The organism is Filimonas lacunae (assembly GCF_002355595.1).
Classification (GTDB): domain Bacteria; phylum Bacteroidota; class Bacteroidia; order Chitinophagales; family Chitinophagaceae; genus Filimonas; species Filimonas lacunae.
On record NZ_AP017422.1, the window covers coordinates 3,733,670 to 3,756,654 of the forward strand.

Consider the following 22,985-nt stretch of genomic DNA (forward strand, 5'->3'; position numbering starts at 1 on the left):
AATGACAAACAATAATACTGCTGATTATACCCGCTATCACCGGCAGATGCTGCTACCCGGTATAGGGCTGGCAGGTCAGCAAAAACTTGCACAGGCGCGTGTGCTGGTAATAGGCGCCGGCGGCCTGGGCTGCCCTGTGCTGATGAGCCTGGCCGGAGCCGGTGTGGGCCTTATAGGTGTGGCAGATGATGGGCTTGTAGAGTTAAGTAATCTGCACCGCCAGTTTTTATACCGGATGGAAGATATAGGGCAGTTAAAAGTTATTTGCGCTCAACAGGCATTGCAGGCACTGAACCCGCAGATAACGGTTCACCCCTATCCTGTTGCCATTACTGTACACAATGCACTGGAAATAATCAGCAATTATGATATCATTATAGACGGTACCGACAACTTTCCCAGCCGCTATCTCATCAACGATGCCTGCGCCCTGTTAAGCAAACCGCTTATCTATGGCGCTGTATCGCGGTATGAAGGCCAGGTGGCCCTGTTTACCAACGGCATCACCTATCGCGATGTGTTTGCGCAACCACCCCGTGCCGGTGAAATAGAAAATTGCAGTGAAGCAGGTGTAATGGGTGTATTGCCAGGCATTATTGGTGGCTATATGGCCAACGAATGCATTAAATGGATAACAGGCACCGGCGAGCTGTTAACAGGCCAGCTGCTTACCTATTCTGCACTCAACCATCAACAGTTTATCATACAATTGTCAGCCACCGAAGCCGGGGCTGCCGCATTGCCTGCCAGCAGAGAAGCATTTGTACAAACCGATTATCCCGCAGCCTGCGGCGTAAGCAGGATGCAGGAAGGAGAAATAGACGCCGCCACCTTACACACCCTGCTACAACAGGACCGCCCTTTACTGGTGGATGTGAGAGAGCTGCATGAAACACTGCCCGGTATTACCTGGGCACACCTGCGCATTCCCCTTTCGGTGCTGGCACAACAACTACCCGAAGCGGGCGATACACCGGTAGTATTTATTTGCCAAAGCGGCAAGCGCAGCTTACAGGCCTTAACCCTGTTTAAACAGGTGCATGCCAGCAGTGTTACTAAAGCCTATAGCCTGGCAGGCGGCTTACAAGCCCTGCACCAACACAAACCATAACCCAGTAATTTATGATGTCATTAACCACCACCATATTCCGGGAAGGAGCCATTACGCCAGATACGATAGCCACCTGCCTGCAACAATACGCCACTGACCAAAGCATAGGCGGCTACTCCTGTTTTATAGGGCAGGTACGTGCTGATATAGTCAACGGCAACACCGTAACAGCTATAGAATACACCACCTATCGCGAAATGGCCGAAACAGCTGTGCGGGATATAGCCACACAAATACAACAGCAATATGCCCTTACAGCAGTGGAAGTACTGCACAGCCTGGGCACCGTAGCAGCAGGCGGCATTTGCCTGCTGGTGTTAACCGCAGCCCCCCACCGCAAAGCCGCTATGCAGGCCTGCGACCTGCTGGTAGAACGTATTAAAGCCGAAGTACCCATATGGGGCAAAGAGATATTGAATGAAAACGATTATCAGTGGAAAGTAAATCAGTAACAGCAACATGGTAAACATCACGCATAAACAAAACACTTTACGTAAAGCCGTGGCACAGGCTATAGTGCAGGTTTCCGGCGAAGCCACCATGCAGGCCATACACAACCGGCAGGTGCCCAAAGGCGATGTGTTCGAGTTTTCGAGGGCAGCCGGCTTACTGGCTATTAAAAAAACAAGCGATGTAATACCCGACTGTCACCCCCTGCCCGTAGAGTATGCCGCTTTCACCTATCAAACCAGCGGTTTGCAAATTACCATCACCGCCGAGGTGCATACCATTTACAAAACCGGCGTGGAAGTAGAAGCGATGCACGGTGCAATGATTGCAGCATTGACCATGTATGACATGCTAAAGCCTATTGACTCGCGTGTAGAAATAGGCTCTGTAACACTGCAACAGAAAAAAGGCGGCAAAAGCGATCATCCCCTGCAACCACCCCACAATATAACCTGTGCAGTGGTAGTATGCTCTGACCGCGCATCGAAAGGCGAATATGAAGATGTATCGGGCAAGCTGCTGGTAAGCCTGCTGGAACAACGCAACCTGCCCGTAGCAGAATATGCCGTAGTGCCTGACGATATTGCCGCCATACAGCAAATAGCACAAAGCCTGCAAACGCAGGGTTACGACCTGGTGCTGTTTACCGGTGGCACCGGTGTATCGCCACGCGATGTAACTCCCGAAGCCATTACCCCGCTGTTAACCCAGCCGGTGCCCGGCATTGCCGAAGCTGCCCGCAGCTATGGTATGCAACGTACTCCTATGGCTATGTTATCGAGAAGTGTAGCAGGTTTTATGCATAATACTTTGCTGGTAACATTGCCGGGTTCGCCCAACGCCGTGCGGGAATCGGTAGATGCCTTATTCCCGGCACTACTGCATGTATTTACTATCCGACACCAATCATAACTACTACAAAGATGGCATTACCTATCCGTTGGCCAATAGCCTTACTATTCGCCTCCCTTGCCTCATCCAAAGCCCGGACGCAAACACCAAAAACCGACAGTACCCAAACGCAGGAACTGGAAAGTGTGGTGGTATCGGCCTCGCGCAAAACAGAAAACAAACTACAGGCGCCGGTAAGCATTGAAAAACTATCTGGCAAAGCTATCAGAAGCAATGCACAGCCTTCTTTTTTTGATGCTATTGAAACAGTAAAAGGCGTTCAGATGATTACCCCCAGCCTGGGTTTTAAAGTGATTAATGCCCGTGGTTTTACCAACACTACCAACGTACGTTTTGTGCAAATGGTAGATGGCGCCGACATACAGGCCCCGCATATTGGCGCCCCTATGGGCAATGCCCTCGGCCCCAGCGACCTGGATATAGCCAGCGTGGAAATTGTACCTGGTTCGGCTTCGGCACTCTATGGTATGAACGCTATCAACGGCACCGCCAACTTTATTACCAAAGACGCCTTTCACTCACAGGGCCTTAGCTTTTCGCAAAAAACCGGCGTAAACCATGTGGGCGATAAAGAACGTGGCGCAGCGGTATATTCGGAATCTACCCTGCGGTGGGCCAAAGCCTTTACCCCAAAATTTGCCGTAAAGCTGAACGTTACTTATGCCGATGGTATTGACTGGTACGCCAACAACATGACCGATTTAAACCCTAATGCCAACATCTCTACCGGCCTTACCGGCAATGCCAACCCGGGCCAGGATAAGGTGAACAACTATGCCGATGAGTCGGGCAACAGACGCACCATTATGCTCAACGGCAGGCAATATGTAGTAAGCCGCACCGGCTATGCCGAAAAAGACATGGCCAGCTACCGCCTGCAAAACCTCAAAGGCGATGTAACACTGGCTTATCGCATAAAGCCGGATATCATGCTTTCCTATACCTTTCGCATGGCGCAAAGCAACACTATCTACCAGCGAACCAATCGCTTCAGACTGGACAACTACATCACCTCTCAGCATAGCCTTACGTTAAAAACCAATAGCCTGCAGGCCAAACTGTATGTGAACACCGAAAACACCGGCAACTCGTACAACATTCGCTCTATGGCCGAAAACATTGACCGCTCTTATAAATCGGACAATACCTGGTTTAACGATTTCAGCAGCCAGTTTACCAGCGCCACCAGCAACGGAGCCACCGTTACCGCTGCCATGCAGGAAGCCAGGAACTATGCCGATAACGGACGCCCTGTGCCACATTCAGACAAAGCCAATCAACTGATCAGCCAGCTGCGTGACATTAACAACTGGGATATAGGTGCCGCCCTGCGTGTAAAAAGCACCATGTACCATGCAGAAATGCAACACACGTTAACAGATGATGTATTAAAAGAATTATACAATCGCCATAAACTGTCGTTGATGTATGGACTTGATTACCGCGAATATGTAGTAGTGCCCGATGGCAACTATTTCATCAACCCCGTAAAAGCCGGCGCCAACCTCACCTATTGGAAAGTGGGCGGCTTTGTACAAGCGACACAATACCTGCTACAGCAACGTTTAAAAATAAACGCCGTACTGCGTGTTGATAAAAACCAATACTATTCTGCCAAACTTAACCCCAGGATAGCCGTAGTATACTCTCCCGTGCCACAACACAACTTTCGCCTGGCTGTGCAGCAGGGCTATCGCTTCCCCAGCCTGTTTGAAGCCTTTTCCAACATCAACAGCGGCGGCGTAAAACGTGTAGGTGGCTTACCGGTAATGAGCAATGGTATTTTTGAAAACAGTTATCTGCGCGCCTCCATTGATGCTTTCCAAGCAGCCAACACCAATGATGTAAACAACAACGGACTTACCATTAACCAGGCTATGGAAAAAAACCAGGGACTGCTGCGCCGGAACAACTATACCTATCTGAAACCGGAAGAGGTAAAAGGTATAGAAGCCGGCTACCGTACCGAGTTGCTGGATGGCAAATTAACGCTGGATGTGGACTTTTATTTTAACCGCTATAGCAACCTGATGGCGCAGGTAGAAGCCAATATACCCCGCAATACCACCCCTGACAGCCTGCTGTATTACCTCAACAACCGCCAGGGTCAGGATCGTTACCGCCTGTGGACCAACTCTAAAACCATCAGCAATAACTACGGTGGCACCCTGGGCGCAACCTGGCAGTTGCCACATACTTACAAACTGGGCGGCAATGTAACACTGGCCAAACTGGCCCGCACCTCGCAAAACGATGGTTTGGAAGATGGCTTTAACACGCCTTCCTGGATATACAATATCAATTTCGGAAACCCCGCACTTACCAGTCATGTAGGCTTTGAACTCAACTACCGCTGGCAAAGCAGTTACCTGTGGCAATCGTCACTGGCCACCGGGCAGGTAGCCGCCTATCATACACTGGATGCGCAGGTGCAATATCATACTACTGCCAATAAGCTTACGGTAAAACTGGGGGCAACCAATTTGCTGAATCAATATTATTATTCGTTTATTGGCGGGCCTTCTATTGGAGGGTTTTATTATACTACTATTACCATTGCTATGTAACAAGTGGTTTCTTTTGCTGCTACAGCCCATAAAAGCAGCACCGGTAGCTACTGATGCTATGTGTTATAAACGGGATTAACGTTAACGGGCGTGATTGTTTTTAGTAAACAACCACGCCCGTTAATCATTGTAAACTTACCTGCTACTTCAACTTCACATCTAGGTACACAGAGTGCCTTCCGTATGTTTCGTAAAAAGGTTTAAACGCTACATCCCCAATGGTAAACTGCAGCTGCTGTGGATCGCCTTTAATAGATTTACTGATATCTTTTCCATCCAGTGTAATTGTGCGCCAGTCTTTTCTTGCCGCTGGCTCCTGTGCGGCCAGCAATACCGGCCCATAAAACAGGCTGGCGATGTTTTGCTGATCCATTACCGGAGCCAGGTGAAACTGGAATGGCATTTTTACATCCACCACATCACCATCTTTCCAGCTGCGGCTTATTTTCAGGTAGCTGCCGGGCTTGGCGGTGAGGGATTGGTCTTTACCGTTGATTTTTACAAAAAAGCCTTTGGTGGCCCAGTCCGGCACACGCACATACACATCAAACGTGCCGCTGCCCTTGATAGTAAGGCGGGAGTTATCGGCCTTAGGAAAATCGGTGGTTTGCTCTACGGTGATGTTACGCGCTGTCCATTCCAATGTAGAAGGTATGTACAGGTTTACATACAAGGCCTGGTTATCGGTGCTTTTAAAGTAAATAGAGTTTTGCAGTTTGGTGCTGCTTTCTAATGCAGTGCCGTTACAGCAGGTAAAGCCCGTCATATCTTCATTACTGAATTGCTTTACACTCCCTGGCCTTAGCGGTATATGATAAGTATTGGCGGGGCTGTTCTCGGCTACAGAAGCCAGGATATCATTGTACAGCGCACGCTCGTAGTAATCCATATATTCTGCCTTCTGGTCAAACATAAACAGATCGCTGGTGAGCTTGAGCATATTGTAGGTGGCGCAGGTTTCGTTTTGTCCTTCGCCGGAAAAGCCGTTTTCGTATAAGGTGGCCGGCTGGCTGATAAAACATTCTGCATTGGCCGGATTGCGTGCGCCTGCTACCCCTCCTATGCTGTACATATAATCATTCACTGTTTTATACCAGAAGTTATCGGCTATTTTGTAATAGTCGGGGTTGTGACTTACGCGGTACATTTCTATACTGCCTACTATCTGGGGAATATGCTGGTTGGCATGCAGGCCACGGAAGATGTCTACGTTTTTAGCCAGTCCGTGTGTGTGTGCTTTATCGCCATAGAACACGCGGATATTATCAAACAACTGCGCTGTTTTCAGGTAATCCTGTTTACCGGTAAGCCTGTACAGGCGGGCCATAGCTTCGTTCATGCCGCCAAACTCACCGGCAATGTAGGTATTCCACATTTTTATCAGCGTGTCGGCAGGCACCTTGCTCAGACGGGCATACACCCAATCGCCCATGCCCGCAGCTATGTCCAGCGCTTTTTTATTACCACTTACTTCATATATATCCATTAAGCCGGCCAGAATTTTATGCAGGGTATAGTAAGGCGCCCATATCTGTGTTTTTTGTCCGCCATACTTCGCTCCTTTTTCCAGCATGATAAACTGATCGGGCGGGTAAGCGCTGATAAAGCCGGTGCCCCAGTTCCAGTAATCGGTGCGGATGCCTGCCTCGCTCAGTTCGGAATCGTATACTGATTTTCCGGGTGCGGGTGGCACTGCGGTAGCATCGGCCACATAGGCGCCACCTGCTTCTTTGGGCTTTCCGGATAACTGCGACAGCTGGTAAAGGGTATTGACCATATACTCCATTTTAGCGGCAAAATTCGCCTGGAGTGCTTTATCGTACCCGGTGCCGGCATAAGCTTGTGCTATAGCAGTGAGATAGTGGCCTGTAGCATGTCCTCTTAATTTGGTATCCTCACTATCCCATACGCCTAAAGGCCTGGCGCCTGCCGGTTGCGGCTGGCCAAAAGCCTGGCGGAACATATACAAAAACGAGTTAGGATCTGTTTTGGCCAATGTATCTATAAACTTGTTCCTGTTTTCAATAAACTTGGTGGCATGTCCATGTATATCCCCGGTAAGCGTTACCTGTTGTAAGGCAAACGGTTCCAGCTTTACAGCAGGCAGAGCGGGTCGGCCTGCATTTTTTATAGTAACCAATGCCCTGGGCTGAAAACTGGTTCCGGCTACACGGCCTGTAACCGTGTATTGTCCGGGTGTAGCCACAGCCGTATTATCTATCGCTTCCGGCCACAGCACACGCACCAACGGCCCTTTTCTATTATCCTTATAAGTACCGGTTACATAACTGGGTAAGCGGGGCAGATTGCCTGTTTCTGTTTCCACTGCTACGTCAGACACCTTAGTTAAATACGCATTATACAGCTGTGGTGTAGTGGGTGAAAAATGCGGCAGGTCGTCTTCCTTTTTTGCCGTGGTGTTTACCGCACCATCGTTAACGCCACGCTGGGCATTGCGGAAAATGCCTGCTACCTGCTGATGACTCAGCGGTACACGGTAAATACGAAAATCGTGCAGTAAGGCATTTAAACCAGGATTGCCCGGCAACAATGATTTGCCTATATAGAGGAATGGTTTTTCGCCCGCTTGCTGGGAGAATACGGCTGATAGTTCCTGTGGAATATCTTTTGACTTAGCTACCGGTTTGCTGTTCACGTAGGTTGTCATGGTTTGGGTAGGCACATCTATTACAATAGCCAGGTGTACCCATTTATTCAACTCTATTGCCGGGGCTACCGCACCGCTTTTATCCGTTTTTGCGGCTGTTATCTGTGCCTGAAAGCCTTCCTTTCCGTTGGCACCAGTTGGCGCTGCAAAAAAATGCTTGCCGGCATCTTTTCCAAAATCAAACAAATACTGACCCGGCTGTTTAGAACGTAACAATACCCATCCGGATATACTCAGCGATTCCAGGTCGGTGAATGCTTCCCCTGGCAGGGTAACAAAAGCACTGCTATCCCCCGGTAAAGACAGTACCTTCCCAAACTTAGTGTCGTTTATAAATGTAACACCGGCGCCCTGTGCTTTACCATGCAGTGTATTGCGCGACCAGTCTTTAGTATCTCCGTTAAACACATAGCGTGCAATCATGCCTGTTTCTCCAATGCCATCCAGTATCTGATCTCCATTTTGCGCCCGGGCAACATTCCCTTCCTGCATTCCAACAGCTACGAGCAGGATAATACGAAAAAGCCTTTTGTACATTTTCATACGATGAAAGTAGGAATACGCAGGTCTTTTCAGTAAATCTATTTTAGCCAATAATTGAAAGATTTTAACAGTTTACCGGTCAGGTATGCCTGACAGGTAACACTACCTGGAAAAGCGCCCCCTGATCGGGGTTGCTTACAGCGCGGATAAGCCCTTTGTGGCTGTCGATTATTTTTTTAGAGATGGCTAAGCCAATGCCGGTTCCTTCGTATTGATCTTTCGAATTCAACCTTTCGAATAAGGAGAAGATCTGTAAAGCATATTTCTGGTCAAACCCAATACCGTTATCCGCTATGTTGAGCAAACAATACGGACCATCTGTTTGTCGCCTGCTTTCAAAGGATTTTTCCTGCAAGCGTTCGGCAGTGATAGTAATGGTGAGTGGCACGTTGTTACGGCCAAACTTCAGTGCATTGGATAGCAGGTTTTGCAACACCTGGCGTATCTGTCCGGGGTTTACCTCCAGCGTAGGCAGATGGCCGGCTATCACCGTGGCGTTCTTCTCTGCTATCAGCAATTCAAAATCTTCCAGGATATCCGTGATAACGGTGTTGATATCTGTAACAATATAATCTCCTTCACCAGCCGATAGTTTGGAATAATTCAATATCTCAATAATCAGCCTTTTCATTCGCTCGCTGGCTTTGATTATCTTATCTACATACGCTATGCCTTTACCGCCTAAACCAGCAGCAAAGCTTTCTTTAATAATATTAGAATACAACATTACTTTTCGCAGGGGTTCCTGCAGGTCGTGTGAGGCTACGGAAGCGAATTGCTGTAAATCGTGATTACGGGTTTCCAAAGTTTCATTGGTTTGCGCCAGTTGTATGTTGGCGTTTTCCAATTGCTTTTGGGCAGCTTTCTGACTGGAAAGATCGGTAAGAATAATATTTACCGTATGCCCCTCTGCCTGCTCCAGAGTGGTTAAAGATAACTGAACGGGAATACCCTGTTTACCTGCCAGTAATTGTAATTCGCCTTTGCTATCCCCCTCCTGTCTGGCCTGCATTAATGCCAATAACTGCGGGCGGAAAGCTGCCTCGGCATAGTCGTAAAAAGACATGCCTATTACATGTGATAATTGCTGCTGCACCATCTCTGCAAAACGGGAGTTGGCATACAGTATGATACCATCTGTTGTAAGGTTTACCACGCCTTCATTCATTTTTTCAATGAACATGCGGTAAGCCCTGTCGGCAGTTAATAAAGTATACAGCTCGTGGCCATTACCGTTTTCTACCACAAAAGCGTCTACCTGTCCTGTGCGTATAGCTTCTATGGTATCATTGGCTTCGCCCAGCTGCCTGCGCAACTCTTCCACCTCGGCCAGTAAGTCTTTTGTTTTTGCTGGATTATCCATTGTTAGCCATTCAACATTAATGCATTCAATACCTTTTGCCTGTCTGATAGGTCGCCGATCATACGCCTTTCCGGTAAGGGAAATTTCTTTATCAGTAAAGGTAGTGCTATTAACTGTTCTTGTTTGGCAACTGCCGGTTGCTGGTATACATCTACTATTTCCAACGTATATTTCCCGGGAAGATGTGCTTCGCAAATTTCCCGCAGGTTAGTAACCGCACGCAACGAATTGGGAGTGGCACCGGTAATAAACAGCCTTAACACGTAGGTATTGCTATCTTCTTCCCTGTTTGTTGTTGTTGCATGTTGATTGTTTTGCATGGTATTATTTTATCGGTCTTATATCAAGGCCGACCAACACCTTTTCTTCGTTAGACAGGTCTCCGATAATTTTACGTACCGGAACGGGTACTTTTCGCACCAGGGTAGGAATTGCCAATATCTGATCGCCTGCCGCCAGTTGTGGGTTCATGAGCAAATCCACCACTTCCAGTTCGTAACGGCCAGCCAGATGCTGTTCGCAATACCTTTTTAAATTGATTAAAGCCGTGCTTGATTTGGGCGTGTTGCCGGCTATATACAACCGCAATTGCCATCGTTCTTCCTTTGGCCTGCTTTGTTTTGTTTTACTTTTTAGCATTTCCGGTACTCTTTGTATTACGGCTTTGTGTTATTGCAACGCGGTTTTTCTCCATAATTTCTTTTTTTAAGTCTTCTTCCAGGAAGGATTTATTCAGTTCGTCCTGCACCGATTCAAATTCTTCACGCAGGGAAGCAATTTTTGCTTCCAACACCAGCCGCTTCCGGTCTACTTCCCGGTCTTTTCTACCCAATGCATGGCTACGCAGTTCAATTCCGGTAACCTCATTGAGTTGCTGTGCTTCGCGGGCCGAACCCACCAGCACCCCATCGGCACCCAGGTATACATCTATTAAATCTATACCACTATCGGTAATTACAAATTCCCTTACCTGGTTACTGTGCTTCATACCCCGCGACTTCATAATGTACAGTCCCCGGTTACGCTCGCCGTTGGCTTCTATATCCTTCACTAATATCCACGCATCAACCAGCGAAGAAATACCTTCATCTGTTTGCAGGTTTGTCTGGTTTTCAAACACCAGCGCTGTAAACATCACCGTAATGCCTTCGCCTTGCAGGAAATCGATCAGGCGGGTGAGCATCGACTTCACCTCCTGCATTGACCCTATAGTGCTAAGATTGGTAATGGGATCGATAACCACCGTTCGGGGTTTGAACTTTTTAACCAGTTTGTGCATCACCACCAGGTGCATTTCCAGGCCATGAGAAGTAGGCCGGGAAGAATGTATTTGCAATAAACCTTTTTCTATATAGCTCCCCAGATCAATATTAATAGACTGGAGGTTGCGAACAATTTGTGGAGCAGATTCCTCAAATGCGAAATAAAGACAACGTTCTTTCCTTTCGCAGGTGGCCTTGGCAAAGGCGGCGGCAATACTTGTTTTGCCAGTTCCCGGCGTACCCGAAACCAGTATACTGCCTGCACGGTAAAAACCTTTTCCACCCAGCATCCTGTCCAGCGCCGGAATACCGGACGACACCCGCTGGGAAGATATTTGGGCATCCATCAGCAACGAGGTTACCGGTAATACAGAAATACCTTCTTCATCTATCAGGAAAGGATACTCATTGGTGCCATGCAGCGAACCACGATACTTTACCACCCGCAGCAGGCGTGTGGATATTTGATTGATGACGCGATGATCGAGGAAAATAACACAGTCCGATACATACTCTTCCAGTCCGTGACGGGTTAACTGCCCCTCGCCTGTTTCACCGGTAATAATGGCGGTTACTCCTTTCTCTTTCAGCCATCCGAACAAACGCCTCAGTTCTGCCCGCAGTATACCATTATTGCCTAATCCGCCAAACAGGTTTTCTATGGTATCCAGCATTACCCGTTTAGCGCCTATCTGGTTAATAGCGTGATCCAGCCGGATAAACAAACCGGAAAGATCGTATTCGCCGGTTTCTTCAATTTCAGAACGGTCAATGTGTACATAATCAATCCGCAACAGGTTGTCCCGCTGTAGTTTCTTTAAATCAAACCCCAGCGAAGACACATTGGACTCCAGGTCTTCTGCTTTCTCTTCAAACGTGATAATAACACCCGGCTCGCCCAATTGAACCGCTCCGCGAACAATAAATTCAATAGAAAACAGGGTTTTACCTGCTCCGGCACTACCGCAGATAAGCGTAGGACGCCCGGCCGGCAATCCGCCCTGGGTTATTTCATCAAAACCAGAAATGCCTGTTAATGCCTTGGTGAGTATGTTTTTCTTTTTTGGACTTGCCATAATGACCTGTGCTCTAGCTTCTTAAATAAAATTCCTGACCCGGATAAGGAAGCTTTGGGAAACAACTTCTTTATATAAGTTTGGAATACAGGCAAAGATGAAGCCAACAGTGAGGGACGATGGTTATTTTGGGGCCAGGCTTCCCCAGCCATGTTAGAATGACTTTGCCGTAATGGCCGTTTTTTTTAGTGATTATTTTCATCTCATGTTCTGATTATGATTCTGTATCACTTTCCCTATAATATACCGCTCCCTATCTTTACAAAATGACCTTCCGCATTTACAGATCGAGGTATTTCATTTTTACGGGCATATTATTATTCGTCTGCTTTGCTGTTATCGGCATTTTCATTTCTGTACAATCCGGTAAGCGCACCCGGCAGATTAGTATTGATATGGCCACTAAAGTGTACCAGTTAAAGTCGGCTGTAGTGCGCAATGAATTTAACCATTTCCTGGAGGGTATACACCAGGTAGCACCCGTGATAGCGCAGGCCCCTTCTGCTGAGGTGTTTCAACAGCAGCTGCCGCTTATTGAAACGCTGCTGCTCAATCACCCTGCTATAAACAATGGTTGGTACGCGATTGTACGCGGAGGCGATACCCTGATGCGTGCAGTACAGAAGCTATCCACCAGCTATAGCCATCCCCCCTTGCAGTCATACCAAGTAAACTGGATTAGCAGGCAACTGGCACAAACAGACAGCGTTGCGCAAACAGCGGGCATTATATCCGTAGCGGATTCGCTTCACTGGATGACCGCCCATAAAATCCAGTTGGCGAACGCTACAGAGCTTGCGTTAGGGCTGGATATTAACCTGGTGCAACTACAACACTATTTATGGAGTGTTGACACTACCGGCCGCGCCTATGCTTTTATATTGAATGAAGACAGTGTTTGCATTACCCACCCCGATGAAAGCCAGCTGGGTAAAAAGCTATCCCTTGTCGCCCAGCCAGCTAATAGCAGGCATTTTTTAGGAGACAGTGTTACCAGCTACGAAACGGTAAACTCCACCTACCTGCAACTGCCGGTGATCAGATACTATACACCTTTGCACCTGTGGGGGCAACATTGGACACTGGTGGTAGATACGCCTGTGCTGGCAGTGGATGAGGATGTAAAAGCGGTGGAGAAGTATATGCTGATACTGTTTGTGTCTACAGCCATCATTATACTATCGCTGATTGCCTGGGCGCAAACGAAGTGGCAGAACGAGTTTTTATTACGTGAACAGGCAGAAAGAAACCGGCAGGAATTACTGGCAGAAAAGCAGGCCCTGAGCCTGGCAGCAGAACGGCAGGAAAAGCATAACGCTTTGTTACAGCTGAACACATTGAAAGAAAAGGTAAACCCGCATTTCCTGTTTAACTCCCTCAGCTCGTTAAACGCCCTGATTGATCAGAACCAGCAACTGGCGAAGTCGTTTGTAATGAAACTTTCCAAAGTATACCGCTATGTGCTGGACGATTATCCAAATGGACTGGTAACGGTGGCTACAGAACTACAGTTTGCCAATGAATACTTCTTTCTGCTGAAAATACGGTTTGGGCAGGCATTGGAGCCCTTACAGATAGAGATAGCTGATAAACACCTGGCGCAACACCTCCCTTTTATGAGCCTGCAAACCGGGATAGAAAATGCGGTGAAGCATAATGCGCTTTCCCGCGAAGCACCTTTGCAGATAAGCATACGCAGCGAAGGCAACTGGATTGTAGTAAGCAACAACCTGCAACCGCGTAAAGATGTGCCGGATTCCGGCAAACAAGGGTTGCAGTACCTGGCCAGCACCTATACTTACCTGGACACTCCGGGTTTCCGGCATGGTGTGGAGGGAGATACTTACACCTGTTATCTTCCCTTGTTGCCCTAAAATTCACTCTTTCTATCTGCGGTTTCACTCCGCAGAACCTGCCAGTTCACGCCTGGCCGCTTTCCTGTTTTTGAATTAATCGCCATTTTAGGTGATGATTTGGAAGAAGGTTTTACCACTGACTGCACTGTGTTTTATAACTACCGCTGCAGTGCATGCACAGGATAAGAACAAAAAAGACGCACCCGATAGCACACCGGCATCTACGTTGAAAAGCTATCAAACCCTGTTTAAAAAAGCCATTACCAGCAAAGGATTGATTACGGTACACCAAGTGGGTATGGATTATTACTTTGAAATACCGCTGGTATTATTGGAGAAAGACTTTCTATTAGTGAACAAGGTATCGTCTGTTCCGCTGGCTATTAATGAAGCAGGCGTGAACAAGGGCATGAACACGAATAACAAAGTGATTCGTTTCAGCCAGAATAAACAGGCCGGTACTGTTTGGGTGAAAACCATTGTACCACAGGTGGAAGTGCCTGCCGGTGATGCTATTGCCCAATCGGTACAGGACAACTTCACCGGATCGGTAATAGAAAACTTTAAAATAGAAACCTATTCACCCGATTCATCCGCACTGGTAATTAAGGTGAATAAAGTGTTTGACGGTACAGAAAAGAGCTTTAACGATGTATTTACCGATATAGGCTTAGGCACCAGTGCCCGTACAGCCTTATCAGGCATTGAACATATCAAAAGCTTTCCGCAGAATGTGGTAGTGCGCTCGTTGTTAAGTACCTCGGTTACAGAAGGAGAAACCACCATAGCTGTGAGTGTGGCCGTTACCACCAACCTGCTGCTGTTGCCTGAAAAACCCATGCAGCCACGCTTTTCGGATAAACGTATTGGCTACTTCTCCACTCCCCGCTGGTATTTTTCAGATACCCAGCAAAAGATGGAAACCCGCGAACTCATTACCCGCTGGCGTATGGAGCCGCGTGCAGCAGACCGCGCACGTTACCTGCGTGGCGAACTGGTGGAGCCGGAAAAGCCTATTATATATTATATAGATCCTGCTACGCCTAAGCAATGGCGTACATACATTATAGCCGGCATTCACGACTGGCAAAAAGCATTTGAAGCCGCTGGCTTTAAAAATGCCATCCAGGCCCGGGAAGTGACCGATACGGCTGATTTTGATGGAGACGACGTGCGTTATTCTGTAGTTACCTACGCCGCATCGCCTAAATCCAATGCGATGGGGCCTGCTGTGGTAGATCCGCGCTCCGGTGAGATACTGGAATCGGATGTGATCTGGTGGCACAATGTGATGACTTCCCTGCAATACTGGATGCGTATTCAAACCGGTATTATCGATTCTGCCGCACGTACTAACCAGTTCAGTGTGGAGCAGATGGGCAATGCCATCCGCTTTGTTTCTTCCCACGAAATAGGTCATACACTGGGCTTAAAGCACAACATGGGCGCGTCGGCCGCCTACCCGGTAGATTCGCTGCGTAGCGCTACCTATACAGCAAAGATGGGTGGCACAGCGCCTTCTATTATGGACTATGCCCGGTTTAACTACGTGGCACAGCCGGAAGATCATGTAACTGCTATTACGCCCTCTATGGGAGTGTACGACACCTATGCTATTGCCTGGGGCTACCGCTGGCTGGGTGATACCATCAATGCCTGGCAGGAACTGAACAGCCAGCAGCAATACATTAATGACCATGCAAACAATCCTTTATACCACTATGGCGAGCAGCAAAGCAGCCTGAACATAATAGATCCACGTGCACAATCAGAAGACCTGGGCGACAATGCCATGAAGGCCGGAGAATATGGATTGAAAAACCTGGAACGCCTGGTTCCACAAATACAGGCATGGACCACCAGCCAGGGCGAAAACTATTACCAGGCTGGAAAACTATACATGGCCGCTATCTGGCAGTGGAACACCTATACCGAGCATGTGATGGCCAATATTGGCGGCTATTACCTGGAAACCCCGGTGCTGGGCGACCGCAAAAAAGCCTACACACCCGTTGCTAAAACACTTCAACAGCAAGCGATGGCGTGGCTGCAAAAGCACCTGTTAGCGCTGCCCGCCTGGTTGTTTATGCCCGATTTACTCAGCAGCACTTTTGCGGTAAAGGACTCGCCTTTAGGCCCGTTTGAATGCGGCCCTTACGATATGAAGCGCGAACAGCAGTATGGTTTATTATACAGTTTATTCAGCGATGAACGGCTGTTACGTATGCTGGAAATGGAAAATATTTATGGCAAGTCAAAAGTATTTGCGGTAGCAGATTTATTTAAAACCACCCGCTCCAGCATATTTGCAGCTACGCTCAAAAACGCTCCTTTATCTCTTGACCAACGCCTTACACAGCAAAATTATGTAGATGTGTTACTGGTGAGTACCGATAAGCTGATGGAAAAGATCACTAAAAAAACATTGACTCCCCCAGCGTTAACCCAGCACCTGCCCCAGCTATGTGATCTTACGCCACGGGCATTACAAAATCATGCAGCAGCGGAGAATGCCTATAACCTCCGTAATATCTACGTTACAGCCATGGCCCGCACCAGTGGCGTAGCCGCTGCGAAAAGAGGGGAACTACTGAACATATTACAACTTTTAGAAAAGCATAAAGTCAACACCGACGAAGACACCCGGAACCATTACCTGGATCTGATTTTAAGAATCAAACAGAATTTAAAACTCAATTAACCACAACTATCCTAATCTTGCAAAAATGAGGAGATTACTATTCATCCTTTTGGCGCTGTGCAGTGTTTTCACCAGCTACAGCCAGGATCCACAAACTATTACCGGCCAGGTGTTGTCGGAAGAAGACGGTAAGCCCGTTCCCGGTGCTTCTGTATTTGTTGATCAAAGTCCTATTGGCGAACAAGCTGGCCCCGCCGTGATACAAAACGCAGTAACCGGCGCTGTTACAGATGCTAAGGGACAGTTTAGTCTGACAGTGCCTGCGGGCGTGAGTTACCTGAAAGTAAGCTGTATAGGTTTTACTACAACACTCATCAACATCGTTAACAAAAAACATCTTACCATTAAACTGGGCAGCGATAAGAATATGCTGAGCGATGTGATTGTGAACGGTTACACCAGCACTTCTAAAAGAAAGAACACCACCGCTACCGTGAAAGTGGATTACGACAAGGTAAGACAAACAGGTGTTGCAGGTGTTGACCAGATGTTAGAAGGCCAGATGGCCGGTGTAGCGGTAACCAGTGTGAACGGTGGCCCGGGCAATGCACCTAAGATAAGAATACGCGGTACTGCATCGTTGACCAACCAGGATCCACTGTGGGTATTGGATGGCATTCCATTAGAAGGAACCAACCTGCCACTGAATTACGACAAAGACAATATTGACCAACTACGCAACCTGCCTATTGCCGGTTTAAACCCGGATGACATTGCAGACATCACTGTGCTAAAAGATGCGGCAGCTACGGCCATTTATGGTGCAAGAGCCTCTAACGGTGTTATTGTTATCACTACTAAAAAAGGCAAGAAAGGCCCCGTAAACGTGGGTTTTACCGCCAACACTTTTATAGCGGAGCGTCCGGCTTTTGACAAGCTGAACCTCATGAACGCTAACGAGAAAATAGATTTTGAACTGGGGCTGGCTGCTAATCCGTATCTTACTTATCGGGATCAACAGGGTGCCGTTGCCAGAATTTTAAATAGTGCAGATGAATTAGATGCCTTCCGTACCAATGGTTTCAGCGGCCTGAGCAGCGGCACACAAGCAGCAATCAATGCCTTACGTCAAAACAATACCAACTGGGGTAAAGAGTTGTATCAAACAGCTGTTAACCAGCAATACGGCATCAACTTATCCGGCGGTAGCGACCAGGTAAACTATTATTTCTCCGGTGGCTATTATGATGAAAAAGGCACTACTGTTGGAACAGGCCTGAAACGTTATAACATCACACTGAAAACAGATTTCAATGTATCATCTAAATTAACTTTTGGCGCTGCTTTGTTTGGCTCCCGTTCCAGCCGTCAGAACTATTTAACAGAAATAGATGCCAACACCAGCCCTTCGCGTTACAGCAGAAACACCAATCCTTATTTAACTATCCTGGATAACGCCGGTAACTATGTATATGACAAGGACATTTTTGGCACCAGCAACCTAAGCGGAGATGTATATATTCCATTTAACATTATAGAGGAAAGAGAGAACACGCACTACAACCTTACCAACAGCAGCCTGAAAGCATTATTCAGTGTGAACTATAAAGTGTGGCAGGATTTAAAATTCCGCTCGGAGTTAGGTTTGCAGTTTGATGAAACCGGCTCTGAGAAGTTTGCCGGTACTAACTCTTATTACCTGCGCAAGCTGAAAGAGAGTACCCGTTTTTATAATTCCTCTACCCGCAAATATGAATACTTTCTGCCCACTGGTGGTACTATTCAAAACCAGAACACTTCCTTCTTCCAGAATAACTGGAAAACCGTATTGGAATATAACAAGGTAGTGAACAGCAAACACGAGTTTGATGCCCTGGTAGGTTCTGAACTGAGACGCAACAGGAACACAGATATTTCCACCAAAGGTTTTGGCTATGATGCACGTACACTCACCACACAGCAGATCCTCTTCCCTAACGCAGACTTTGCACGCAACGCTAATTTCCGTTCTTACCAGAAAGGATTTGTAGAAAACGCGTTTGCTTCTGCTTATGCAACATTCGCATACACCTACGACCGCCGGTACACCTTATATGGTAGTGTGCGTTACGATGGTTCTGACCTGTTTGGAGTAGATCCTAAATACAAATACCTGCCTATATATTCTGTATCTGGCGCGTGGAATGCCAAAGAAGAAACCTTTTTGAAAGAAGTGAATTGGCTTTCTAACCTGCGTGTACGTAGCTCGTATGGCATACAGGGTAATATTGATAAAAACACTTCCCCTTATATCATAGGCGAATACCAGAACATAGGTGTGTTGCCTGGTAATACAGAAACGGGCATTTCGGTAACCAGTCCGCCCAACAACAAGCTGAGATGGGAAAAAACCAACACCTTTAACGCAGGCGTAGAAGCTGGCTTCTGGAACAACGCAGTTCAGGTAACGGTGGACTATTACAACCGCAATAGTAAAGACCTGATTTCTACCGAAGCATTGCAATTGGAAAACGGTTTCGATTTCACCAGCTCTAACTTTGCTATGGTAACCAACAAGGGTATTGAACTGAGCATTTCTACCCGTAACATCCGTACCAAAAACTTCCAGTGGTCAACCGACTTCAACATCACCCATAACAAGAGCAAGGTAACCCGCCAGCGCGTGCGCCCCAGCAGCTACCTGCCTTCTAACGAAGGCCATCCGGTGAACTCTTTATTTGTATTAAAAACAGCCGGACTGGATGCCAATGGCATTCCGCAGTTTGTACAGGATGGCAAAACCACGTCACTGGAAAACTTCTTCCAACTGTATGATCCTTATGCAGATATATTCCCTGGTGAATTGCTGGACACCCGTTTGGCTACCAAAGATTTCCAGAACCTGTTTACCTATGCCGGTGATATGGACCCACAATACACAGGTGGTTTAATCAACCGTTTCCGCCTGGGCAATTTTGACCTGGCAGTGGCAGCGCTGTTTAATATTAATCAATGGCGTCAAAGTACACCGGCGTATAACCCGGCTTCCGTAGATCGTGGATTAAACTATTCTAAGAATATCAACAACCTGCCACCTGCCTTTGGTAAAGACAGCTACAACGGCGAGCGCTGGATGGCTTATACCTGGATGAACGCACAAGACCCTATCAACAGCTATCGCATGCTGGACGTTTTTGCCAAAAAGATGAGCTATGTACGCATCAACAGCATTCGCCTGGGTTATACCCTGCCAGCCAATGCAGCACGCGCTATTAAAGTAAGCAGTCTGCGTTTATCGGCAGAAGCCCGCAATCCTTTTGTATTCGGCACCAGCTATAACGGCTATTTCGACCCGGAAACATTCGGTAACATTTACGCCCAGCCTATCACCAGAAGTATTTCATTTGGATTAAACGCCACTTTTTAATCAGCACACCATGAACAAAATCAAACTATATATTACAGCCTGCTTCCTGTTACTGACTGCTGCCAGCTGTAAAAAATACCTGGATATACAACCTGCAGGTCGCGTGATACCACGCACAGCTGATGATTTCAGAGGTTTATTAACCTTTGCCTATAGCAGCTTTCCCACACATAAATCGTTACTGGCCTTACGTACCGACGAACTGGTGCTGGACGAATACGCTACAGACTACCCTGCTATGAAGGATATCTATAGCTGGAAAGATGCCAACCCCGATAACTTAACGGTGCAGTTTCCTTATGTGCAGTTTTATAAAGCGATTTTTAACGCCAATCATGTAATTGCAGAGGTGGAGAATGAAGCGGGTAAAACCACGGAAACCGCGCAGATTAAAGGCGAAGCTTATCTGCTGCGTGCTTACAGTCACTTTGAGTTACTGAACCTGTATGCCAAACCTTACAACAAAGCTACCGCCAGCACCGACCGCGGCGTACCCGTTTCGGTAAAAATAGACCTGGAACAAAACTATGCCCCCGCTACCGTAGAAGCTGTATATGCACAAATACTGGCGGATATTGCAGCAGGCAGAGAACTGCTGAACGTGGACAGTTTTGAAGCTGGTAAAAACTATCGTTTCACTACACGTGCCGCACTAGCCTTACTGGCACGTGTGCGTGCTTTCCGTGGCGAATGGGACCAGGCTTTAACACTGAGTACAGATGCACTGGCCATTAACAACAAGCTCGAAAACCTGAACAGCTCTAAAGTATTACCCATCCATTACCAGAGCGTGGAAAACATCATGTCGATGGAAAAAGCATTTGACCTGGGTAGCATAGCCATGATCAGTTCGCACCTGCTGGGCATTTACGATCAGCAGAACGACTTACGCTTTCCACTGTATTTCAGCAAATCAGGCGGAGACTATGTTTCCCTCAAAGGCAACAGTGATGCGTTAAAAATCTCATTTCGCAACGGCGAACTGTACCTGTTACAGGCCGAAGCTGCCGCACGTACCAACAACCTGCCTACCGCGCGGGAAAGCCTGCTGCAACTGAAAGCCAGCCGCCTGAAACCTGCCTATTACCAGACAGAAGCCACCCGCATTGCCGGTTTAGACCAGGCTGCCCTGATACAGGAAATACTCAATGAAAGAGAACGCGAACTGGCCCTGGAAGGTCATCGCTGGTACGATCTGCGTCGCACCGGCCAACCTTCGCTGGTGCATTCTTTAGCCGGAGAAGACTTTACCTTGCAACAGAACGATCCACGTTATACCCTGCGTTTCCCTAAAGATGCGCTGGCCAATAACCCCAATTTGCAATAACCATCACCGTTTTATAGTGCAAACTCCGGCCCTGGTAACACAGGCCGGAGTTTTTTTATACTTTTAGGCCTAGTTACGGCCCCATGAAAGTATTGATTATAGAAGACGAAGAGCTTGCAGCTAACACGCTGCAACATATGCTGCAACGCATTACCCCACAGATAGCGATTACCGCCATCCTGGAAACCGTACAGGCCGCCGTAAGCTGGTTAAGCACTCACCCACAGCCTGATGTTATTTTTATGGACATTCACCTGGGCGATGGGGAAAGCTTTCATATTTTCGAGGAAGTGACCGTTAACAGCCCCGTAATATTCACCACTGCCTACGATCAGTACATGCTAAAGGCATTTAAACACCAGGGCATCGATTACCTGCTAAAACCCTTTGAAGAATCGGATGTACGTGCCGCGCTGGACAAGCTGGCCACCATTCGCCAGACAACACCTATTGCCTCAGAATCTTTGCCGGCCCTCCCCGCCGGCCGCCTGCGCAACCGCTTTATGGTGAAAATAGGCAACCTCATCAAAACCATACAAATGGAAGATGTGGCCTATTTTATGGCTTCTGATAAATACCTGTTCATGGTTACCAAAGACCAGCAGCGTTATATTATAGAAGAAACCATAGCCAGCATAGCACCGCAGTTAAACCCTTCTGATTTTTTCCGTATTAACCGCAAGTTTATTATTCATATCAGCGCTATTAAAGAGATGCACCGGCTAACACGCAACCGAGTGCAGGTAATATTAACACCTACCCCACCAGATGGTATTGATAGTATTGTAAGTGAAGATAGAGCGGAGGAGTTTAAGCAGTGGCTGGATATGTAGTGATCTTCGGTTCCCGTCACGAACGCTTTGCGTCAACCAATTCTACTGGTTGCATTGGGCAGAAAAAACGACCTCTTTGCCGGTTCACATGAAGCTGCCAAAAGAAGTGGTATACTTTACAGCCTGATGGGAACATGCAAAATGTATAACATTGAGTCTTATAGCTGGCTTAAAGACATATTACGGAGGTTTACGATAAACTTAATCCCTGACTATTGTCATCTTCCTTACTTTTGATTGAATACGCTTCACCTTAACCCTAAAGAAATCATAGAACATGGCAATCACCAGAAAACCTGCAGCCAGATAAAAACTATGGTACCGCAGTTTGACAAAAACAAAACCTCCAATAATACCACCAGCAAGGAAAAATGTAATAATGATAATCCGTAGTTCAATCTTTCTCCAGATGAAAGAATAATTTGAGGTGGGCTTGAGTAAGGCAGCAGCCAAATCAATACCCAGATCGGTAAACATACCTGTAAGGTGTGTAGTTCTGACAACAGAGCCGGATACAATGGATACAAGCGCGTTCTGCATGCCCATAGCAAAAAGCAGGCTGCCGGCAAAATATTCCGTTTTCACAATAGTGTTATCAAAACTATATCCGAAGTATCCAACGAGGACCAGGATGATTATTTCTACAATAACGGGTATGGAATAAGCATAAGGGTTATCATGACCCGCTTTTGAAATATAAAGACTAGACAGGAATGCGCCTGCAAGGAACAATATTAACCAAAGACCTATCATGCGGACAGAACGAAGATCTCCTTCCGTTAACTTTACAGCCAGTAAGGCTGCATGGCCTGTAACATTGGTAGTAAGTACCATGAAACCCAGGAAACCGGAAGCATTGACAAACCCTGCGGTTAAACAGAGCAACATGGCCAAACGGATATTGTGCCTGAAAGTTCTTTTTTGTCCTCTATGCCTGAACATCTGTGGTTAAGTCAGCTTTACAACAGTA

15 protein-coding genes are annotated in these 22,985 nt (G+C 47.2%); 9 read left to right on the top strand and 6 right to left on the bottom strand.

Annotation, left to right across the window (positions count from 1 at the left end):
- Nucleotide 1 precedes the first annotated feature (1 nt).
- From FLA_RS14780 to FLA_RS14795, 4 genes are read left to right on the top strand one after another with little or no spacing between them, the layout of a single operon-like run.
- Entirely contained in the window at nucleotides 2-1,111 is a 1,110-nt protein-coding gene (locus FLA_RS14780) for a HesA/MoeB/ThiF family protein (RefSeq protein ID WP_076378000.1), read from the top strand.
- Between the two features lie 11 nt (nucleotides 1,112-1,122).
- The gene (locus tag FLA_RS14785; RefSeq protein ID WP_076377998.1) at nucleotides 1,123-1,563 is read left to right on the top strand and encodes a molybdenum cofactor biosynthesis protein MoaE; all 441 of its coding nucleotides are present in this window, start codon (nucleotides 1,123-1,125) and stop codon (nucleotides 1,561-1,563) included.
- A 7-nt stretch (nucleotides 1,564-1,570) separates the two neighbouring features.
- Nucleotides 1,571-2,473: a bifunctional molybdenum cofactor biosynthesis protein MoaC/MoaB gene (gene moaCB, locus FLA_RS14790; RefSeq protein WP_076377996.1), complete on the top strand. Its 903-nt coding sequence runs from the start codon at nucleotides 1,571-1,573 to the stop codon at nucleotides 2,471-2,473.
- An 11-nt stretch (nucleotides 2,474-2,484) separates the two neighbouring features.
- On the top strand, nucleotides 2,485-5,040 hold the full coding sequence (locus FLA_RS14795; RefSeq protein ID WP_084206139.1) for a TonB-dependent receptor plug domain-containing protein: 2,556 nt from the start codon (nucleotides 2,485-2,487) through the stop codon (nucleotides 5,038-5,040).
- 142 nt (nucleotides 5,041-5,182) lie between these two features.
- Here FLA_RS14795 and FLA_RS14800 read toward each other — a convergent pair whose 3' ends face one another.
- The 5 genes from FLA_RS14800 to kaiC all read right to left on the bottom strand — a co-directional run bounded on the left by FLA_RS14800 (nucleotide 5,183) and on the right by kaiC (nucleotide 11,952).
- Nucleotides 5,183-8,251: a beta-L-arabinofuranosidase domain-containing protein gene (locus FLA_RS14800; protein WP_076378485.1), complete on the bottom strand. Its 3,069-nt coding sequence runs from the start codon at nucleotides 8,249-8,251 to the stop codon at nucleotides 5,183-5,185.
- A gap of 79 nt (nucleotides 8,252-8,330) precedes the next feature.
- Complete coding sequence (locus FLA_RS14805) at nucleotides 8,331-9,614, bottom strand: sensor histidine kinase (protein ID WP_076377994.1); 1,284 nt, start codon at nucleotides 9,612-9,614, stop codon at nucleotides 8,331-8,333.
- A gap of 2 nt (nucleotides 9,615-9,616) precedes the next feature.
- Nucleotides 9,617-9,934: a circadian clock KaiB family protein gene (locus FLA_RS14810; protein ID WP_076377992.1), complete on the bottom strand. Its 318-nt coding sequence runs from the start codon at nucleotides 9,932-9,934 to the stop codon at nucleotides 9,617-9,619.
- 4 nt (nucleotides 9,935-9,938) lie between these two features.
- Nucleotides 9,939-10,253: a circadian clock KaiB family protein gene (locus FLA_RS14815; RefSeq protein WP_076377990.1), complete on the bottom strand. Its 315-nt coding sequence runs from the start codon at nucleotides 10,251-10,253 to the stop codon at nucleotides 9,939-9,941.
- Nucleotides 10,240-11,952, bottom strand: coding sequence for a circadian clock protein KaiC (gene kaiC, locus FLA_RS14820; RefSeq protein ID WP_076377988.1), 1,713 nt, complete (start codon nucleotides 11,950-11,952; stop codon nucleotides 10,240-10,242). The genes FLA_RS14815 and kaiC overlap by 14 nt, the downstream gene beginning before the upstream one ends.
- 266 nt (nucleotides 11,953-12,218) lie before the next feature.
- Here kaiC and FLA_RS14825 point away from each other — a divergent pair, with 266 nt between their 5' ends.
- The 5 genes from FLA_RS14825 (at nucleotide 12,219) to FLA_RS14845 (ending at nucleotide 22,015) form a co-directional block, all read left to right on the top strand.
- A complete protein-coding gene (locus FLA_RS14825) occupies nucleotides 12,219-13,826 on the top strand; it encodes a histidine kinase (protein ID WP_076377986.1) in 1,608 nt (535 codons plus the stop codon).
- Between the two features lie 94 nt (nucleotides 13,827-13,920).
- A complete protein-coding gene (locus tag FLA_RS14830) occupies nucleotides 13,921-16,509 on the top strand; it encodes a zinc-dependent metalloprotease (protein ID WP_084206138.1) in 2,589 nt (862 codons plus the stop codon).
- A gap of 25 nt (nucleotides 16,510-16,534) precedes the next feature.
- Entirely contained in the window at nucleotides 16,535-19,855 is a 3,321-nt protein-coding gene (locus tag FLA_RS14835) for a SusC/RagA family TonB-linked outer membrane protein (protein ID WP_076377984.1), read from the top strand.
- A gap of 10 nt (nucleotides 19,856-19,865) precedes the next feature.
- Entirely contained in the window at nucleotides 19,866-21,182 is a 1,317-nt protein-coding gene (locus FLA_RS14840; RefSeq protein WP_076377982.1) for a RagB/SusD family nutrient uptake outer membrane protein, read from the top strand.
- Nucleotides 21,183-21,265: 83 nt separating this feature from the next.
- Entirely contained in the window at nucleotides 21,266-22,015 is a 750-nt protein-coding gene (locus FLA_RS14845) for a LytR/AlgR family response regulator transcription factor (RefSeq protein WP_076377980.1), read from the top strand.
- A 201-nt stretch (nucleotides 22,016-22,216) separates the two neighbouring features.
- On the opposite strand, the gene FLA_RS14850 is transcribed toward FLA_RS14845, so the two are convergent.
- A complete protein-coding gene (locus FLA_RS14850) occupies nucleotides 22,217-22,849 on the bottom strand; it encodes a YoaK family protein (protein WP_231940445.1) in 633 nt (210 codons plus the stop codon).
- Nucleotides 22,850-22,985 lie beyond the last annotated feature (136 nt).

What these genes read in the sequence shown, in the direction of transcription:
- kaiC (WP_076377988.1), bottom strand. Translation starts at nt 11,952, where the DNA reads ATGGCAAGTCCAAAAAAGAAAAACATACTCACCAAGGCATTAACAGGC.
- FLA_RS14785 (WP_076377998.1), top strand. Translation starts at nt 1,123, where the DNA reads ATGATGTCATTAACCACCACCATATTCCGGGAAGGAGCCATTACGCCA.
- FLA_RS14835 (WP_076377984.1), top strand. Translation starts at nt 16,535, where the DNA reads ATGAGGAGATTACTATTCATCCTTTTGGCGCTGTGCAGTGTTTTCACC.
- FLA_RS14810 (WP_076377992.1), bottom strand. Translation starts at nt 9,934, where the DNA reads ATGCAAAACAATCAACATGCAACAACAACAAACAGGGAAGAAGATAGC.
- FLA_RS14825 (WP_076377986.1), top strand. Translation starts at nt 12,219, where the DNA reads ATGACCTTCCGCATTTACAGATCGAGGTATTTCATTTTTACGGGCATA.
- FLA_RS14795 (WP_084206139.1), top strand. Translation starts at nt 2,485, where the DNA reads ATGGCATTACCTATCCGTTGGCCAATAGCCTTACTATTCGCCTCCCTT.
- FLA_RS14800 (WP_076378485.1), bottom strand. Translation starts at nt 8,251, where the DNA reads ATGAAAATGTACAAAAGGCTTTTTCGTATTATCCTGCTCGTAGCTGTT.
- FLA_RS14850 (WP_231940445.1), bottom strand. Translation starts at nt 22,849, where the DNA reads ATGGTACTTACTACCAATGTTACAGGCCATGCAGCCTTACTGGCTGTA.
- moaCB (WP_076377996.1), top strand. Translation starts at nt 1,571, where the DNA reads ATGGTAAACATCACGCATAAACAAAACACTTTACGTAAAGCCGTGGCA.
- FLA_RS14845 (WP_076377980.1), top strand. Translation starts at nt 21,266, where the DNA reads ATGAAAGTATTGATTATAGAAGACGAAGAGCTTGCAGCTAACACGCTG.
- FLA_RS14780 (WP_076378000.1), top strand. Translation starts at nt 2, where the DNA reads ATGACAAACAATAATACTGCTGATTATACCCGCTATCACCGGCAGATG.
- FLA_RS14805 (WP_076377994.1), bottom strand. Translation starts at nt 9,614, where the DNA reads ATGGATAATCCAGCAAAAACAAAAGACTTACTGGCCGAGGTGGAAGAG.
- FLA_RS14840 (WP_076377982.1), top strand. Translation starts at nt 19,866, where the DNA reads ATGAACAAAATCAAACTATATATTACAGCCTGCTTCCTGTTACTGACT.
- FLA_RS14830 (WP_084206138.1), top strand. Translation starts at nt 13,921, where the DNA reads ATGATTTGGAAGAAGGTTTTACCACTGACTGCACTGTGTTTTATAACT.
- FLA_RS14815 (WP_076377990.1), bottom strand. Translation starts at nt 10,253, where the DNA reads ATGCTAAAAAGTAAAACAAAACAAAGCAGGCCAAAGGAAGAACGATGG.